This is a genomic window from Shewanella pneumatophori (assembly GCF_023283895.1).
GTDB classification, from domain to species: Bacteria; Pseudomonadota; Gammaproteobacteria; order Enterobacterales; family Shewanellaceae; genus Shewanella; species Shewanella pneumatophori.
This window is the reverse complement of record NZ_JAKILB010000018.1, coordinates 19,570-36,509: the sequence shown is the minus strand read 5'-3', so window position 1 is coordinate 36,509 and position 16,940 is coordinate 19,570. Positions and strand designations below refer to the sequence as shown.

Sequence of the window (16,940 nt, the reverse complement as noted above, 5' to 3'; positions counted from 1 at the left end):
TTATTCCTCTACTTACACATTGGGAAGCCAAGTGCTTCTCGGGCTTGATAGTAAGATTCAGCAACGCCTTTAGCCATGGTACGAACGCGTAAGATATAACGCTGGCGCTCAGTAACAGAGATAGCATGGCGAGCATCTAACAAGTTAAATGCGTGAGAGGCTTTCATTACTTGCTCGTAAGCTGGTAGTGGAAGTGGCTTTTCTAGCGTTAATAAACGCTCGCAAGCTTGTTCGCAGTCATCAAACATCTTGAATAGCACTTCAACATTGGCGTGTTCAAAGTTATAAGTTGATTGCTCAACTTCGTTTTGATGGAAGATATCACCATACATAACTTTGCCCATTGGGCCGTCAGTCCATACAAGATCGTAAACGCTGTCTACTTCTTGGATGTACATCGCAAGACGTTCTAGACCGTAAGTGATTTCGCCTGTAACAGGCTTACACTCAAGACCACCCACTTGCTGGAAGTAAGTAAACTGAGATACTTCCATACCGTTTAGCCAAACTTCCCAGCCTAGACCCCAAGCACCAAGAGTTGGTGATTCCCAGTTGTCTTCTACGAAGCGAACATCATGAACATTCATATCAACGCCAAGCGCTTCTAGTGAACCTAAGTAAAGTTCTTGAATGTTACTTGGTGATGGCTTTAGTACTACTTGATATTGGTAGTAGTGCTGCAGGCGGTTAGGGTTTTCACCATAACGGCCGTCAGTTGGGCGACGACATGGTTGAACATAGGCACTGCTCATTGGCTCTGGGCCTAATGAACGTAAGAATGTCATAGGGTGGAATGTACCTGCACCTACTTCCATGTCCAATGGTTGAACGATTGCGCAACCTTGCTGCGCCCAGTATTCCTGCAGGGTCATAATGAAGCCCTGGAATGTTTTTACGTCGTGTTTCGTCGTCATATCCGCTTGTCTACTGCCTGGAAGCCTTAATAGAAAATGGTTTCGATTATACCTTGTAGAATAACGCTTATGTAGGTTATTTTTTATCTGGTTGGTTAAAAATTTAGGAAAGTGGCGATGGAAGTGACACGTTGTGCTTGGGTGGGGCAAGATCCTATCTATCAAGAGTACCATGACAAAGTGTGGGGGCGGCCTGTTTATGACAGCCGAGAGTTGTTTGAAAAGCTGTGTTTAGATGGCCAACAAGCAGGATTGTCTTGGATTACTATCCTTAAAAAACAGCAAAACTATGAGGCTGCATTTGCTAATTTTGAGCCAGAGATTATTGCGACCTTCGATGATGCCAAAGTCGAAGATCTGATGCTCAACCCCGGAATTGTGCGCAATCGACTTAAGGTTAATTCTATTATCAAAAATGCTAAAGCCTATTTAGCTTATATTGAGCAGGGCAATGATTTCTCAGCATTCTTGTGGAGCTTTGTTGGCGGCAGCCCTAAGGTGAACCATTTTGAGTCGATGCAACAAGTGCCTGCACAAACGCCAGAATCTGAGGCTATGTCGAAAGCGCTGAAAAAGATGGGTTTCAATTTTGTCGGGCCGACAATTTGTTATGCATTTATGCAAGCGGTGGGAATGGTCAATGACCACACCACGGATTGTTTTTGTCACAACTAGCACTAAAGTACTACACCGCTTGGTTGTGACTCATTAAAAAAGGATGTTCCACGTGGAACATCCTTTTTTTATTTTTAGCTAAAGGCTCACTTTTGAATCAAAAAATAATTTTTCTCAAATTAGAAAATCTTAGCTGAGTTAGCCAGATTTTAAATTTAAAAACCTAATCTATTTTTCAAAAAAGAAGGTTTCTCTCTGCTTACCTTTATTATTTTTACCACCATTTAGCTGATCCATCGTCTCAGCATTAAACAGTTTACCGTTAACCATGGTATAGGTTACGCGATCGGTTACACGAATATCTTCCAGTGGATTACCATCGATAACGATTAGGTCGGCTAGCTTACCTTGCTTGATTGAGCCAATTTGATGATCCATAGCAAAATGTTTGGCTGGATTAATGGTTGCCGTTTTTAGCGCTTCCATATTACTCATACCGCCTTGCGCGAACATCCAGATTTCCCAGTGGGCAGCCAAACCTTCACGTTGACCATGGGCACCTATGTTAGCCTTTACACCAACTTCATTTAGTTCATTAGCTACGCGAGCTACGTTGAAGTGATTGTAATGTTCATCTGGTGCGGTAGGGCGACGCATTGAGCGAGCATTTAAGATGTCAGACGGAACATACATAGATAGACGTGGATGAGCCCAAACATCTGTTTTATCGTACCAGTAGTTTTCACCCCATATTCCACCGTAGGCAACAACTAAAGTTGGGGTATAACCAACTTCAGTTTGGCCCCAAAACTGCTTTATATCGTCATAGATATTGGCAGCGGGTAGTGAGTGTTCGATACCAGTATGGCCATCGGCAATCATGCTGAGGTTATGCTGTAGTAAGCTACCGCCTTCAGGCACTACCATCATTTCAAGTTCGCGTGCTGCGGCAATGACTTGTTGGCGTTGATTACGACGTGGTTGGTTATAACTCTTAACACTAAATGCACCGACTTTCTTTAGACGTTCCAAATGGAATTTTGCATCATCCAGCGAGTCGATATGCGAGGTATAACCTGGAGCATTTGCGCCATATAAAATCGTACCGGTTGAGAAGATACGTGGCCCTACAATATTACCGGCTTTCTGTTGCTCGGCAGCTGCGAAAATCTCTGTAGTGTCATTTGATGGATCGTGAATCGCGGTAACACCTAAAGATAGGTTCGAATACATCTCCCAGTTTTGTTGTGGAATGATCTCGCTTTCACCTTGAGCGCCATGAGCGTGAGCATCAAACAAGCCTGGCATTAACGTTTTGCCCTTAATGTCGATGACCTTAGCATCACTTGGAATATCAATTACAGATGATGAACCGACACTGACGATATGGTTATCTTTGACTATCACAGTGCCATTTTCGATGACTTGGTCGTTTTCCATGGTGATGATATTACCGCCGACAAAAGCAATTGTTCCACGTGGAACATCCGCTTTTTGGCTGAAACCTAGATCGGTAATTGTTGGCTTAGATTTATCATCGGCTGCGGTTTGATACTGGGTATCTACATTTACTTGATAAAGCTCAGGACCAAGGGTCCAATAAAGTTGGTCGCTATCGGTATTCCAGCTAATGCTTTCACCGGCACGTACACTTAGTTGCTCAACGGGCAGGTTGCTGGCTTTAGGGCCTATTTGAATGGTCTCGCCATGCTTAGCAAATGGTGTGACAAATACTTTAAATCGTTCAGCAAAGGCAAGTTGCTTACCGTCTGGCGAGACTCTAAATTCAGTGGCATGCTTGCTAGTGTAATGCACTCGCTTTTCAAAACCATTGAGGCCAATCGATGCAAGCTGCGGTGTTTCGCCACTTTCCATAAAGTAGATGCGGTCGTTATCGGCTCCAAATTGAGGTTGATATCCTGCCGAGGTTATCTTGGTATTTTTGTCGCCATCAACATCGACTTGGTAAAGACCAGTTTCTTGTGACCAAGTGCGGGGAGTGATATAGCCACCTTTAGCTTTACGATAAACAATAGTTTCACCGTCCGGTGAGAAGGTAGGTTCTACGTATTTACCTGGCTCATCTGTTATTACTTTTACACGCTTATTGCGTACGGTCGCTAAACTCACGGTACCTTGTTCTTGGTCATCCCAAGTGGTGAATACAACGCGTTTGCCATCGCGTGACCATTGTGGAAACAGCTCACGTAAGTCGCTATCTAGTTTGGTAAGACGCGACATTTTGCCATCGGGCAAGCTCTTAATCCAGATTTTACCTAAGGCTTCAAAAGCAACTTTTTTACCGTCAGGAGATACTTGCGCCATACGGAGCATCTTCACGTCAAATACGTCTTTATCGAGATCTTGAGTGAAGCGAACCGCAGGCTGAACAGTTCGTTCGGTTTTAACAGTAAATGGAATTTGTTCTACTGACTTAGATTCAACATCTAGCTTATTGATTTTGCCGTTAGCCCAGAATACGATTTCATCGTTATCGGCGGTCCAACTCATGGTTGGATAAACGCCATGAATTGCCCAGGTTTCTTGCATGTCTCGGTCTAGTTCATCGTATAGCTTTTCTGTTTCACCAGACTTTAAATCGAGTAGATATAGTGAAGATTGAAAGCCATCACGCTTAATGTAGGCAAGCTTGTTTCCGTCTGGACTTGGGGTTGGTCGAATTGCACCGCCCGTACCTTGGATCAATACTTCTATATCACCTGTTTGGGTATCGTAACGCTTGATCTTATAGATACCTTTTACCGAATCTTTTGAATAGTGGAACGTCTTACCCGGTGTCGCATCTTGGCTAAAGTAGATATAACGGCCATCTGGCGAGTAAGCGGGTTCACCTAAATCTTTTTGCTCGTTTGGGCGCTCGGTAAGTTTTACACCGTCACCACCGGCAACGTGATACATCCATACTTCACCTGCACCTAGGCTACGACTACCTGTAAAGTGTTTACGTGCTACCAGATATTGTCCATCTGGGCTCCAGGCTGGACTGTTCAATAAACGAAATGTTTCTTCGGTGACTGGACGAGGGTTGCTGCCGTCAGCTTGCATAATCCAAATATTGTCACCGCCATCTTCATCGGAGGTGAAGGCGATGTACTTTCCATCTGGGCTATAGACAGGTTGCATCTGCCATGCAATACCTTTAGCTAACGGCTTAGCTTCACCGCCATCAATTGGCATTTGATAGATATCACCAAGCAGATCAAACACCACATGTTTGCCATTCGGGCTAACACTGACGTTCATCCAAGTACCTTCATCAACTTCGATTTTTACTTGTTCTAATGGAGCGTTTGTTGGGGCATTAACTTGCCAAGATTGTTTATTTTCTTCAGCTATGGTTGGAACACTAAAGCTCAATGCAATAGCGGCATATAGGGGAGTAAGCTTGTTCTTTAACATGATAATCCTAATTATTGTTATCGTTTTAAAGGCGTGATTTTCAAATCAATTTATTGATTGTTAGTGTTAGTGCTTAAATGGAGATTAATTTGTGCAACAGTTATCGCACAAATTACTTAACAGTAAAACAAAAATTCTGTTTCAATTAGTTAAGCTCTATATAGTTAGTGGAGGGCGAAAATAATGGCGTTACTGCTGGATGAAGGTTGCTAGATTTCCAATCTTGTTGTGTTTAGTCTTGCCACAAGAGGATATTGCTGGCTGCTTTATTTTGTAATAACTGTGAGCTTGTTAATTTGCTAATGGAGAGTGATGAAAGCTAATTGGATATGGCTATCGTTTTTATAGCTAAGTTGAAGTTTTGATATCAGCATTAGGCTGTATCGATACGATACCAGCCTGTTTGATTGGTTTGTTTGTTTGTTTGTTTGATTGGGAAGTTAGTAAACTTAAGCTAAATAGACTGGGTCGTTAATTTGAATATTAGCGTCGTTCAGTACTCGGCAAGTTACACCACCGCGCCAATCAGGTAATAGAGCGGCCTCTAAACCGGGATAAGCTTGTTCCATTTTTTTACATGGGTCAGTTTCACCGGTTATCTCAAGTAACAGCCCACCAATTGTTAGTTGTTTACCAACATCACTAGCGCTAAAACTGAAGCCGTCAATGAGTAGATTGGCTCTACGGGTAAACCAAGGCAAGGTTTTACCCACTTGGTTACAAGCTATTTGCCATTGCTGAGTCGACATTACTGTAACCTGACGCTTACCCGGACGACCAAAGATGTCGTTTTCAACACCTCTGGCTTGCGTCACTTGAGCTTGCTCGACAGTTTGCATGCTACCGCGTTTTTCAGTTTTAAATGCAATGCCAATTAATGAAGCCATGATAATTCCTTTTATCTATTAAGGTGAGATAGTGGTGACTATAGACCTTTCTTTATCAAGTATTGATAAGGTGTAGATTCTGTTTGGCTGGCTACTAAAGTGTGATCCATAAACTCACAAAAGCTTGGAATGTCACGTGTAGTTGCAGGATCGTCAGCAATGATAAGTAAAGTTTCGCCGTCGTTCATGCGTCTTACTGATTTGCGTACCATCATCACAGGCTCTGGGCATCTTAAGCCTAAAGCATCGAGTTGGTGTTGAGCAGCGTTAAATAGGTCGTTCATATTTCCTCAGCCGAACGATTAAACAGAAGTGGCTAATATTACTCCAGCGCTTAGGTTTATCCAAGCGGCAGCTACTAATTTGTGAGCTGGCATCATTTCAGTTTTGAGTATGTTCCACGTGGAACATATTCAAAGTCACTTAAGCTGTAAGCGGGGCAAACTGCGCTTTTAGTTGTTGTTTAAGATCTTCCGGCGCAAGCTCGAGATCAAGCCCTCTGCGTCCACCGCTAATAAACATCTTATCCAGTTGGCTAGCAGACTGATCGATAACCGTTGCTAGCAATCTCTTTTGCCCTAAGGGACTAACGCCACCAAGTACATAACCTGAGCTGCGTTGAACTTCAATTGCTTCTGCCATAACGGCCTTTTTAGCTTTGGCTGCTTTTGCTATTAATTTCATACTGAGCTTTTCTGCTACAGGAATAATCGCGACTGCGAGTTGCTTACCATCAAGTTTCACTACTAAGGTTTTAAATACTAACTCTGGTGCAACACCTATTTTTTCCGCCGCCTCTAAACCATAAGCTTGGCAAGATGGGTCATGTTGATACTCATGTACTTGGTGGGAAATCTTGTTTTTTACAAGTAGGTCTATTGCTGGAGTCATGACTGAACGTGTCCCGTATAAATAGCTAATCCGAATTATAGTGATCTTTTCACAAGCAAGCGGGTTATACCGTGATATATCCCGAGATATATAGCAAACAGCATGGCTTTAAATATTTTTAATCTTTTCGTGTTAGGGAATAATTTCTAAACAATTGGTCCAATTGTGATATGTTACTAAATTAGTTAACATTGATGTGTTTTTATACTTTTGACTTAAAAGGAATTTGAGTTGACATGGAAGGTCGTGAACAGGCGGCTAGGATCGGTTTTTGGGGGAAACTCCAAAGTATCGCACTTACTGCTGTCGCTGTGATGTTGTGGTTCGGACAATGGAATGATACTAAAGAAGCAGTTAATTCTGCCTATGAATCTTTTGTTGCGCACTGGACTAATGATATTGAATACAAGCAAATTTCGCATTTGCATGTGGGCCAAACCAAAGCCTACGTGACGAGTTTGTTTGGCACTCCTCATGTATCAAAGCGTTCGTCTGTAGATACAGACGTATATTATTTTTATTATGGTCATCCAAAATATCAATTAACCTTGGCAATAAAAGATGAACGTTTATCTGGTTACGCCATTGTTGGTTTACAACCTGATTTTCAAGCGGCGATTCCTTACCTCAATAGAACACTCCTTTCCGATAATTTAGCGTCTTACTTTTTGGGAGTAGATAGCTACTTTTCTGATGCGAATAATCTTGAATACTATGCTGAAGCACATGACCTAGGTAAAAGCGTTATGTTTTACAGTTTAATACTTGGTGCGGTTAATTATGGAAGTTTAGGCAGCCAAGATGTAGCGGTAATTGCTCAGTTAAATGCGCAGCTTGATAGAGGCGTTGATGATATCGGTGGAGCTTTAGCGGCAAGCCGTAAGCTTGAGCCTAACTATTTTGCTGTTACAGAGTTAGCCCCCCAAGTGATGATTGAAGCCCTGTTAACTCATTTTGAATATAAGACGCTATTGAAGAGCCAATAACCTTTAATAATTAACTATTTCAAGGAAGAAGTATGCACTTAAAACTTACCAGCTTGTTTTTAGGTTGGGCATTATTATCTGGTTGCCAGACAACAGCCAAGGTACCTAATTGGTATCTTAACCCTATAACGACAAATGAAGCGCAATTGGTGGCAGTAGGGCAAGGTTCAAATCTTGAAAACGCAAAGCAAAAAGCATTAAGTGCACTAAACCAACAATTATGGACTCAGGTTCAATCAACTGGCTTGAGTCGAAACATTGCCAATGACATTAATGGTCGAGAGCATTATCAGCAGTTAAATGATTTTAGCGTCAACACCCAAACTTCAGCTCTTATATTAAGCGGTGTGAGCTTCACTAAAGCAGAGCAAAGCGGTGATACTTTTTATGTAGAGGCTAGTGTCAATAAAGCCACGATTAAGTCTCAACTACGTGCTGATATTGCTGAGTACAATGCAGCAGCTCAATTTGAATTAGACAGATTAGCGCAAACCGATCCATTAGTGTGGTGGTTAAAAAACAATAATACAGTAGAACTCGAAGCTAAAATGGCTAGCCGTCAATCAATGCTTTATGCATTGTCTCCTGCTGAAAAGCAAAAGGTGGCAGCTAACGTTATTCCTATGCTTAAAGCAAAAGTTGTCGATGTTCATTCAGGTTTGAAAGTTATGGTCTTGGCTGAGCCTCGTGATAAGTGGATGAGTGAAGCGGTTACCCACTATTTGAACCAGAATAAAATCAGTGTTGTTAAGCATGGTGGTGAGGCTCACAGTCATGAGCTAGTGCTTGATAGTGATTGGCGTAAAAACTATGTCGCCGACATCTACATTTCTACGGTTCAGGTAAATATTACCGTTAAAAATCAACAGCAACTAGTTATCGCTAGCAATGAAATTATCGCCAACGCTAACTCGGTAACCAGCTTTGAACGTGCTGATGAAGGCGCGTCACGTCATTTCTCTGCCAAGTTACAAGCACAGAATTTTTGGGGAGCCTTAGGGCTTTAGATATTTTTCTAACAATATATGGATATTGGTATGTTAAAAAAATCTTTTATAACGCTAGCAATACTCACAGCTATCACGGGATGTAATAGCACCGGGCCAAATGTCTGTTCTGCGTCTTCGCGAGTAGAACTGCCAGATAGTAGCCACATGGTGAAGGGTACAGCGAGTACTAAGGTCGTTATTTTCGAACCAGACTTAAAAGTTGATACATCAACAGCGAAGAGCATTACAGCCTCATTCGATCAATCATTGAGAAAGCAGATTAATAAAACCGGTTCGCAAATTGTGGACCGAAGTTTAGCTAAGAAGCTGAAACCTGAATTAGAAATTGCTGAGGCAAGCGGTCGCTATAGTAGTGAAGGTGTTCCTATTGCTGATTTTGCTATTTTTACCGATATTGGTGTAGCTCATTTCTCGCGTGAATTTAAAGGCGCACATGTTGCGTACGACCCTATCCAAGATAAGAGAGTTAGAGTTGCTCCAGCGTGTCACTTTGAGGCTAAAATCGAGGCGAGTACCAGAGCTGTTTCACTTCCAGACATGCTCACCCTGGATCAAATAGAGTTTGCTGGAGATACAACTTACTCTTACGACACTTCTAATTCGCGTTGCCCAATCTCGCAAGATCAAATCAATAGCATGATTGCGAATGCAGCCAAATACTCAGTTACTCGTAATGATGATTTAAAAAATTTACTCGCACCGAGAGCCAGTATTGTTGAGATGCGTCAATGCGATGTAGGCACTATGGTTCGTATTGATATGGGAAGCAATCAAGGTGTTGAGCCTGAATGGGAGGTGGATTTTATTTCTCATGAAAAAGTGACTAACTATGCTGGAGAGATTGAAGTCGAAACCCGTGGCTATGGTGAAGGTGAGGTTATTAATAACGCTGAACACGGCATTAAGCCAAATCACTCATGGGTCATGATTGATAGCGATATGGCTGGGCTAGTAAAACGGGGGGATACGGTAAAGGTAAAATTTGAAGATACCTGTAATAGCATGTCTATTTTCGCGAGTCTTTGTCACAAAACATCAGAATCACTATCAGAAACATTTAGCTTTTAAGGGAATAAAATGAAAAAAGTATTAGTAGCAACTGCTGTAGTCGCCATGTTAGCTGGCTGTCAAAGTAACGATACCGTCAAGGATGTCCAACAAATTGATTGTTTCTATCCTGATTCACCAGCAACAGAAGCGCCGCGTTGGGTGTGCGATGTTATGCCTACGGGCATTGAAATGGGCGCTGTTGGTTACGCCAAGAAGAGTGTTGCTGGATTAAATATTATGCGTGATGTGGCGACCAACGATGCGAGAGCTAGATTAGCACAGCAATTTGAGACCAACGTTAATACGCTATTTAAGCAAGCAACAACCGCTAATATTGATTCATCATCTACAGATGGAGTATCGGAAGAGGTAAATGAATACCTTGAGTCAGTGATTAAAAACGTAACCAGCCGTACGCTGTCTAATAGCAGAGTGATTGTGACTCAGCGTAGCCCAGGTGGCGGACTGTATACGTTAGTTGGTATGGATAAAGCCACTTACGATGAGAATATTGCCAAAGTTGTCGCTGCAGCGGGTAACAAGGATCCAGAACTTTGGAATAAGTTTAATAGTAAAAAAGCGGCGGAAGAATTAGACGCAGCACTGTCGTCATTACAAAAGCTGTAATGAACTGCTAATGGAGGGGGAGATTCCCCTCCAGCTTTAGTCTATTTCTATTAGAAGGGATTCAAAATGAAAACTCGTTTAACAGGCTTAATGGCCTGCTTATTATTGAGTATGCCAACAGCGAATGCTGTTGGTAGATTTGCAGAAATTGATGCAGTAATGGACAACAGCCTTAGTGAACAGCAAACAGAAAAGGAATATCAAGACTTTGTGTTCGCATATATGGCTGAATATGAGCACTGGCGCGTTGAGTACCTCAAAGATTTTGATAAATACCGCGCCGAAATTATCCAAAAATGGGGTGTTGGTGATGTATCACAACCCCATAAAAATGTTGAGTACTCTGCTGATCAAAACCTTAAAAGCGTGATTGATTATGATAAAGGTGAGCTGACGGTTTCTGTTTTGGTCGATAACAACTTATCTGACCAAGCCGCTAAGGCTGAAGTAACCAAACAGGTTGAACAGCTAGTTGCGAAAGGTGATTCCACTGCAGCTAAAGCTCTTTCAAGTGCACAGCCACAAACACAAGCTCAGATAAAAGTTATTGAGGTTGAGTTTTCTGCTGCCAATGAGAAGCAGGCTAAGCAAGTTATTATTGCTCAAACAAAAGCGCAATTAACAGAAATTGATAAAGAGTCTGATAAAGCGCAGCTTACTAAAAACGACAGCCTTTCTGTTGATCTCATAGAGCAAGTTTCTATACAAAAAAAGAAAAAGCTCCTTGCAGGCGCCAAGCAAAGACTTGAGAGCGTAGCTGAAGATTATGAGCAGCATCGCCAGCAAGAGAAAGCGCAATTAACCGAAAAGAAAATAGTCGAATATAAGGTCGCGTTAGCTAAAAACGGTTTGAGTTCTCGTGCTAATGCGGTGGTCGACTTTGCCCAAACTGAGGGTGACAGGTGGCAAGTGTCATCGGCACTGATTATGGCGGTGATCCACTCAGAGTCGAGCTTTGACCCTAAAGCGACATCGCCGATCCCTGCATATGGCTTGATGCAAATCGTGCCGACTACAGCTGGTTATGACGTTAACCAAATCGTTAGGAAAAAAAGCGAGCCTATGTCATCTGGTGAACTTTATACCCCAAATATTAATGTTGAAACGGGTGCGGCCTACCTAAATATCTTGAATAAGCGTTATTTAAAGTCGATAGAAAATGACGAAAGTCGTTTGTATTGCGTGATAGCGGCATACAACACCGGGGCTGGTAACGTAGCAAGGGCCTTTAATGCTGATGGAGCACGTAATATCCGTAAGGCATCTAAAGTCATTAATAAAATGAGCCCTGATGAAGTGTACCAACACTTATTAACTAATCTGCCTTACGACGAGACTAAGCATTACTTGAAGAAGGTAAGTAGTCGAATCGAGTTATATCAGAATAGACTTTAACTGATTAAAAAAATTAAAAAAGCCAGCATAAGCTGGCTTTTTTGTGTTTGCGGTTTTGAAACCGCATGGTGTTATTGAAGCTTATGGGCGCTCAAAAATAGTCGCAATACCTTGGCCTAAACCAATACACATGGTTGCTAGGCCATACTTAGCATCTTTGGCTTCCATAAGGTTGATTAAGGTCGTTGAGATACGAGTACCCGAACAGCCGAGTGGATGACCAAGTGCAATTGCACCACCATTTAGGTTAACTTTTTCGTCAACCACATCCATTAAACCTAAGTCTTTTACACATGGTAGCGACTGCGCAGCAAAGGCTTCATTAAGTTCGATAACGTCTAGGTCATCAACCGTTAGGCCTGCACGTTTAAGTGCTTTTTGGGTTGCAGGTACTGGCCCGTAACCCATAATTGCCGCATCACAGCCAGCAATCGCCATTGAGCGAATGCGCGCGCGAATAGGTAAACCTAGCTCTTTAGCTTTTTCTTCTTCCATGACTAACATGGCAGATGCGCCATCTGATAGTGCTGAAGAGGTACCAGCGGTAACTGTGCCATTTGCTGGGTCAAAAGCAGGGCGTAAACCAGACAGTGATTCCATTGATGTTTCTGGGCGGATCACTTCATCATGATCAACTTTAATCAGAGCGCCATCGGCGTCGTGACCTTCAATTGCCACAATTTCATTAGCAAAGCGACCTTCAACAGTGGCAGCATGCGCACGCTGGTGTGAACGCACCGCAAAAGCATCTTGTTGTTCACGGGTGATACCGTGCATCTTGCCGAGCATCTCTGCGGTTAGACCCATCATGCCTGAGGCTTTAGCCACGTTGTTAGCTAGGCCTGGATGGAAATCGACACCATGGTTCATCGGTACGTGACCCATATGTTCAACGCCACCAACGATAAAGGTGTCGCCTTGACCTGTCATAATGGCACGGGCTGCTTGATGTAAAGCATCCATTGATGAGCCACATAAACGGTTAACTGTAACCGCACCAACTTGCTTAGGAATACCTGCTAGCAAAGCAGCGTTACGAGCAATATTAAAACCTTGCTCTAGTGTTTGCTGCACACAACCCCACATCACATCTTCGATGGTGTTTGGGTCAAGCTTTGGGTTGCGTTCAAGTAGTGCTTTCATCAGTTCTGCAGATAAAGTTTCTGCACGTACATTTCTAAATACACCAGCCTTTGAGCGGCCCATTGGCGTACGGATACAATCTACGATAACGGCGTTTTTCATTGTTTTAATCCTTTCTGCTTAAGCCTGCTGGTAGTAGCTGCCATTGTTGGCGGCAAGTTCGCGCATAGTGTCGGTTACTTGGTATAGACCACCTAAGTGAGCGTATTTGTCGGCAAGCGCCACAAAGTTAGCCACACCCATAGTATCTAGGTAACGGAATACACCGCCTCTAAATGGTGGGAAACCAAGGCCGTAAACTAGGCCCATGTCAGCTTCAGCAGGTGAAGCGATAATTCCTTCTTCAAGACAACGAACTGTCTCGATAATCATTGGGATCATAGTACGGGCAATGATCTCATCTGATTCAAAAGCTTTTTGCTCGCCAAACTCAGCTTGCAGTAACTCGTAGCTAGTTGGGTCTAAATCCTTCTTTGGCTTGCCGCGACGATCTACTGAATATTGGTAGAAGCCTTTACTGTTCTTCTGACCAAAGCGCTCAGCTGCAAACATTACATCAATAGCATCTTTGCCTGATTTACCCATACGATCAGGGAAGCCTTCGGCCATTACAGCTTGTGCGTGATGACCCGTATCGAGACCTACAACGTCAAGTAGGTAAGCAGGGCCCATTGGCCAACCAAACTGCTTTTCCATTACCTTATCGATAGCCGCAAAATCTGCACCATCTGCTAGTAGGCCACTAAAGCCTGCAAAGTAAGGGAAGAGTACTCGGTTGACGAAAAAGCCTGGGCAGTCATTTACCACGATTGGCGTTTTGCCCATTTTGCTGGCGTAAGCCACTACAGAGGCAATAGTTTCATCTGAACTGTTTTCACCACGGATCACTTCGACCAATGGCATTTTGTGCACCGGATTGAAGAAGTGCATACCACAGAAGCGGTCAGGCTTTTTAAGGCTCTTAGCTAATAGGTTGATTGAAATCGTTGAGGTGTTAGAGGTGATGATGGCATCTTCACTGACATGTTGTTCAACTTCAGCAAGTACCATAGATTTTACTTTTGGATGCTCAATAACTGCTTCTACTACTACGTCGGCATCTTTAACCGGTGCATAGTCGAGAGCCGGTGTGATGTTATTTAGTACCGCTGCCATTTTGGCTGGATTAGAACGACCACGCTTAACTTGAGCCGTTAGCAATTTAGCCGCTTCGCCTAAACCTAAATCAAGGGCTGGTTGAGCGATATCCTTCATCACAATAGGCGTGCCTTTGCTGGCACTTTGATAAGCAATACCACCACCCATAATTCCTGCGCCTAATACCGCAGCTGAGCTTACCGGTTTGGCTAGCTTGCCAGCTTTCTTAGCTTTGCCTTTTACAAGCTGGTCATTTAAGAAAATACCAATTAGCGCTTGTGCAACTTCGGTTTTAGCAAGCTTTACAAACGCTTGATGTTCAACTTGTAATGCCTCTGCGCGGCCGTATTGTGCTGCTTGTTCAATAACACTAATTACCGCCATCGGCGCAGGGTAATGTTTACCGGCAACTTTAAATACCATGCCTTTAGCCGTTGCAAAAGACATCATGGCTTCAAGTTTAGGTAGTGTGAGTGGCGCTTTTTTCTTAGCGCGGCGAGTTTGCCAATCTAGCTTTTCTGCTAGGGCATCATTTAGCATTTTTAACGCTGCAGACTTGAGGTGCTCTGGCGCTACTACCGCGTCAATTGCACCGACTTTAAGTGCAGCGTCTGGGCGTTGATCTTTACCTGATGTGATCCACTCTAGTGCATTGTCGGTACCGATAACTCGCGGTAAACGAACTGTGCCACCAAAACCTGGGATAATACCTAGCTTAGTTTCAGGTAGACCGATGCGAGCTGTGGTGTCTGCGATACGGAAGTCTGTAGCAAGAATTGTTTCGCAACCGCCGCCTAACGCAAAACCGTTAATCGCTGACAATGTTGGAAAAGGTAAGTCTTCTAATTTATTAAATACATCATTGGCTTGCTCAATCCAAGACTGTAAAACAGTATCGTCTTCAGCAAAAAGCCCTAGAAATTCGGTGATGTCAGCACCAACGATAAAGGCATCTTTGGCTGAGCTAAGCATTAACGCTTTAATACTAGAATCTTGTTGAATGCTATCGAGTGCAGCATTTAGTGAGTCGAGGGTTGCTCGGTCTAACTTATTTACTGAGCCTTGTGCGTTAAAACACAAGTGCGCGATATTATTTTCGAGTAACTCAACCTCAATTGTAGGGCTTTGGTAGATCATTGCTTGCTTCCTTTTAGCTTAGGTTCACTATCCAGATCATTAATGATTTTATTGTCCGAATGTAACCTTCTTTGTCACAGCAGCCTAGGCCATCATTTGACCAGTTGCTATTCAGTGTGCGACTAATCACAAAAAATTACAACACCCAATTTAAACGGTCGTTTAGTTATTTTTATTCCTTATTAGTAGATCAAATAAAATCATACGCTTATAGCAATAAAATTGATGTTTATATTTTATCTTTGCTCGCTAGAGTTTAGCCGCTTTAGCGAATAATGTGTTTGAAGAAAAATTTTAATTGTCTATGTGTTAGACTGGGTCGATGTCGAAAATTTGGCTAAATAATAACAATAGGGTAACCCTCATGGAACAGTTAGCGCATCTGTATCACGACCATCTTCAAGTTCTTAATCGTCGTGTTAGCGAAATCACTTCCCGCGAAAATTTATCAGGCTTAGTCATCCACTCTGGTCAGCCACACAGACAATTTTTAGATGATTTAGATTATCCATTTAAAGTGAATCCACACTTTAAAGCTTGGTTACCAGTAACTGATAATCCAAACTCTTGGTTGGTGGTTAACGGTACTGATAAACCACTATTAATATTTTATCGCCCAGTTGATTTTTGGCATAAAGTGTCGGCAGAACCAACGGAATATTGGTCTGAACATGTCGATATTAAGTTTTTAACTAAGGCTGATAAAGTTGCTGAGTATCTACCTAAAGATATTGAAAATTGGGCTTATATTGGTGAGCATTTAGATGTTGCCGACGTACTTGGTTTTACTTCTCGCAATCCTGATTCAGTTCTAAGTTACCTTAACTATCACCGCGCTAGCAAAACTGACTATGAGTTGGTGTGTATGCGCCAATCAAACGTAATAGCGGTGACCGGGCATCAAGCGGCCAAGACTGCTTTTTATAATGGTGCAAGTGAGTTTGAAATCTTGCAGGTGTATTTGTCTGCTGTGTCGCAAGGCGAGAACCAAGTTCCTTACGGCAGTATTGTTGCTTTAAACGAAAATGCGGCGATTTTGCATTACACAGCGCTAGAGCAGAAGTCACCAGCACAGCGCCGTTCATTTTTAATTGACGCTGGTGCAAACTTTAATGGTTATGCGTCTGACATTACTCGTAGCTATGCATTCGAGAAGAATATTTTCGACGACTTGATTACGGCAATGGATAATTTGCAGCTGCAGATCATCAATATGATGAAGCCAGGTGTGAGCTATGTGCAATTGCACGTCGAAACTCATTATAAGTTAGCGCAGATCTTGTTGGATTTTGATATTGTCAGCGGCGATGTGCAGGGGCTGGTTGAGCAGGGCATTACTAGCGTATTTTTCCCGCACGGTTTAGGCCATATGTTGGGGATCCAAGTCCACGATATGGGCGGTTTCCTAGCTGATGATAAAGGTACTCATATTGCTTCACCAGAGGCGCATCCTTTCTTACGTTGTACGCGTGAGTTAGATGTAAATCAGGTACTGACAATTGAGCCGGGTGTTTACATTATTGATTCACTATTAGCGGGCTTGAAGCAAGATAAGCGTCAAGCGCAAGTTAACTGGAATACGATTGATATCTTACGTCCATTTGGCGGTATTCGTATTGAAGATAATGTGATTATTCATGGTGATCGAGTTGAGAATATGACTCGAGATTTAGGTTTAAATCGCTAATTATTTAGCTGTATTTGAGCGATAAGCTTTTATTTATTGAG

The 16,940-nt window shown here is 42.7% G+C and carries 14 protein-coding genes; 7 read left to right on the top strand and 7 right to left on the bottom strand.

What is annotated here, in order from left to right; all coding sequences use genetic code 11:
• Positions 1–8: 8 nt before the first annotated feature.
• Entirely contained in the window at positions 9–914 is a 906-nt protein-coding gene (glyQ, locus tag L2740_RS19620) for a glycine--tRNA ligase subunit alpha (protein WP_248472111.1), read from the bottom strand.
• 117 nt (positions 915–1,031) lie between these two features.
• Between glyQ and L2740_RS19615 the strand changes: the two genes are divergently transcribed.
• On the top strand, positions 1,032–1,589 hold the full coding sequence (locus L2740_RS19615) for a DNA-3-methyladenine glycosylase I (protein ID WP_248951734.1): 558 nt from the start codon (positions 1,032–1,034) through the stop codon (positions 1,587–1,589).
• A gap of 168 nt (positions 1,590–1,757) precedes the next feature.
• Here L2740_RS19615 and L2740_RS19610 read toward each other — a convergent pair whose 3' ends face one another.
• From L2740_RS19610 to ybaK, 4 genes are all read right to left on the bottom strand, one after another.
• A complete protein-coding gene (locus tag L2740_RS19610; RefSeq protein ID WP_248951733.1) occupies positions 1,758–4,949 on the bottom strand; it encodes an amidohydrolase family protein in 3,192 nt (1,063 codons plus the stop codon).
• Positions 4,950–5,398: 449 nt separating this feature from the next.
• Positions 5,399–5,836 (bottom strand): MOSC domain-containing protein, encoded by a 438-nt coding sequence (locus tag L2740_RS19605; protein ID WP_248951732.1) that lies wholly within the window; start codon positions 5,834–5,836, stop codon positions 5,399–5,401.
• A gap of 38 nt (positions 5,837–5,874) precedes the next feature.
• Positions 5,875–6,120 carry a sulfurtransferase TusA gene (gene tusA / locus L2740_RS19600; protein ID WP_248472107.1) on the bottom strand — a complete coding sequence of 82 codons (246 nt, stop codon included), beginning with the start codon at positions 6,118–6,120 and terminating at the stop codon, positions 5,875–5,877.
• 139 nt (positions 6,121–6,259) lie between these two features.
• Complete coding sequence (gene ybaK, locus L2740_RS19595; protein ID WP_248951731.1) at positions 6,260–6,727, bottom strand: Cys-tRNA(Pro) deacylase; 468 nt, start codon at positions 6,725–6,727, stop codon at positions 6,260–6,262.
• Positions 6,728–6,963: 236 nt separating this feature from the next.
• Between ybaK and L2740_RS19590 the strand changes: the two genes are divergently transcribed.
• From L2740_RS19590 to L2740_RS19570, 5 genes are all read left to right on the top strand, one after another.
• Complete coding sequence (locus tag L2740_RS19590) at positions 6,964–7,713, top strand: ETEC_3214 domain-containing protein (RefSeq protein ID WP_248951730.1); 750 nt, start codon at positions 6,964–6,966, stop codon at positions 7,711–7,713.
• A gap of 32 nt (positions 7,714–7,745) precedes the next feature.
• Entirely contained in the window at positions 7,746–8,720 is a 975-nt protein-coding gene (locus L2740_RS19585; RefSeq protein WP_248951729.1) for an LPP20 family lipoprotein, read from the top strand.
• A 30-nt stretch (positions 8,721–8,750) separates the two neighbouring features.
• On the top strand, positions 8,751–9,791 hold the full coding sequence (locus tag L2740_RS19580; protein ID WP_248951728.1) for a hypothetical protein: 1,041 nt from the start codon (positions 8,751–8,753) through the stop codon (positions 9,789–9,791).
• A gap of 9 nt (positions 9,792–9,800) precedes the next feature.
• Complete coding sequence (locus L2740_RS19575) at positions 9,801–10,400, top strand: LPP20 family lipoprotein (RefSeq protein WP_248951727.1); 600 nt, start codon at positions 9,801–9,803, stop codon at positions 10,398–10,400.
• Between the two features lie 66 nt (positions 10,401–10,466).
• The gene (locus L2740_RS19570) at positions 10,467–11,795 is read left to right on the top strand and encodes a transglycosylase SLT domain-containing protein (RefSeq protein WP_248951726.1); all 1,329 of its coding nucleotides are present in this window, start codon (positions 10,467–10,469) and stop codon (positions 11,793–11,795) included.
• An 81-nt stretch (positions 11,796–11,876) separates the two neighbouring features.
• Here L2740_RS19570 and fadA read toward each other — a convergent pair whose 3' ends face one another.
• Both fadA and fadB read right to left on the bottom strand, forming a co-directional pair.
• A complete protein-coding gene (gene fadA, locus L2740_RS19565) occupies positions 11,877–13,040 on the bottom strand; it encodes an acetyl-CoA C-acyltransferase FadA (RefSeq protein ID WP_248472100.1) in 1,164 nt (387 codons plus the stop codon).
• An 18-nt stretch (positions 13,041–13,058) separates the two neighbouring features.
• Positions 13,059–15,212 carry a fatty acid oxidation complex subunit alpha FadB gene (gene fadB / locus L2740_RS19560; RefSeq protein ID WP_248951725.1) on the bottom strand — a complete coding sequence of 718 codons (2,154 nt, stop codon included), beginning with the start codon at positions 15,210–15,212 and terminating at the stop codon, positions 13,059–13,061.
• A gap of 364 nt (positions 15,213–15,576) precedes the next feature.
• Here fadB and pepQ point away from each other — a divergent pair, with 364 nt between their 5' ends.
• Complete coding sequence (gene pepQ, locus L2740_RS19555) at positions 15,577–16,899, top strand: Xaa-Pro dipeptidase (protein ID WP_248951724.1); 1,323 nt, start codon at positions 15,577–15,579, stop codon at positions 16,897–16,899.
• Positions 16,900–16,940 lie beyond the last annotated feature (41 nt).

Bases quoted from the DNA above. Each gene is read 5' to 3' on its own strand.
- L2740_RS19580 (WP_248951728.1), top strand. From the start codon at position 8,751: ATGTTAAAAAAATCTTTTATAACGCTAGCAATACTCACAGCTATCACG.
- glyQ (WP_248472111.1), bottom strand. From the start codon at position 914: ATGACGACGAAACACGACGTAAAAACATTCCAGGGCTTCATTATGACC.
- fadB (WP_248951725.1), bottom strand. From the start codon at position 15,212: ATGATCTACCAAAGCCCTACAATTGAGGTTGAGTTACTCGAAAATAAT.
- L2740_RS19615 (WP_248951734.1), top strand. From the start codon at position 1,032: ATGGAAGTGACACGTTGTGCTTGGGTGGGGCAAGATCCTATCTATCAA.
- L2740_RS19585 (WP_248951729.1), top strand. From the start codon at position 7,746: ATGCACTTAAAACTTACCAGCTTGTTTTTAGGTTGGGCATTATTATCT.
- fadA (WP_248472100.1), bottom strand. From the start codon at position 13,040: ATGAAAAACGCCGTTATCGTAGATTGTATCCGTACGCCAATGGGCCGC.
- L2740_RS19575 (WP_248951727.1), top strand. From the start codon at position 9,801: ATGAAAAAAGTATTAGTAGCAACTGCTGTAGTCGCCATGTTAGCTGGC.
- L2740_RS19570 (WP_248951726.1), top strand. From the start codon at position 10,467: ATGAAAACTCGTTTAACAGGCTTAATGGCCTGCTTATTATTGAGTATG.
- ybaK (WP_248951731.1), bottom strand. From the start codon at position 6,727: ATGACTCCAGCAATAGACCTACTTGTAAAAAACAAGATTTCCCACCAA.
- L2740_RS19590 (WP_248951730.1), top strand. From the start codon at position 6,964: ATGGAAGGTCGTGAACAGGCGGCTAGGATCGGTTTTTGGGGGAAACTC.
- L2740_RS19610 (WP_248951733.1), bottom strand. From the start codon at position 4,949: ATGTTAAAGAACAAGCTTACTCCCCTATATGCCGCTATTGCATTGAGC.
- L2740_RS19605 (WP_248951732.1), bottom strand. From the start codon at position 5,836: ATGGCTTCATTAATTGGCATTGCATTTAAAACTGAAAAACGCGGTAGC.
- tusA (WP_248472107.1), bottom strand. From the start codon at position 6,120: ATGAACGACCTATTTAACGCTGCTCAACACCAACTCGATGCTTTAGGC.
- pepQ (WP_248951724.1), top strand. From the start codon at position 15,577: ATGGAACAGTTAGCGCATCTGTATCACGACCATCTTCAAGTTCTTAAT.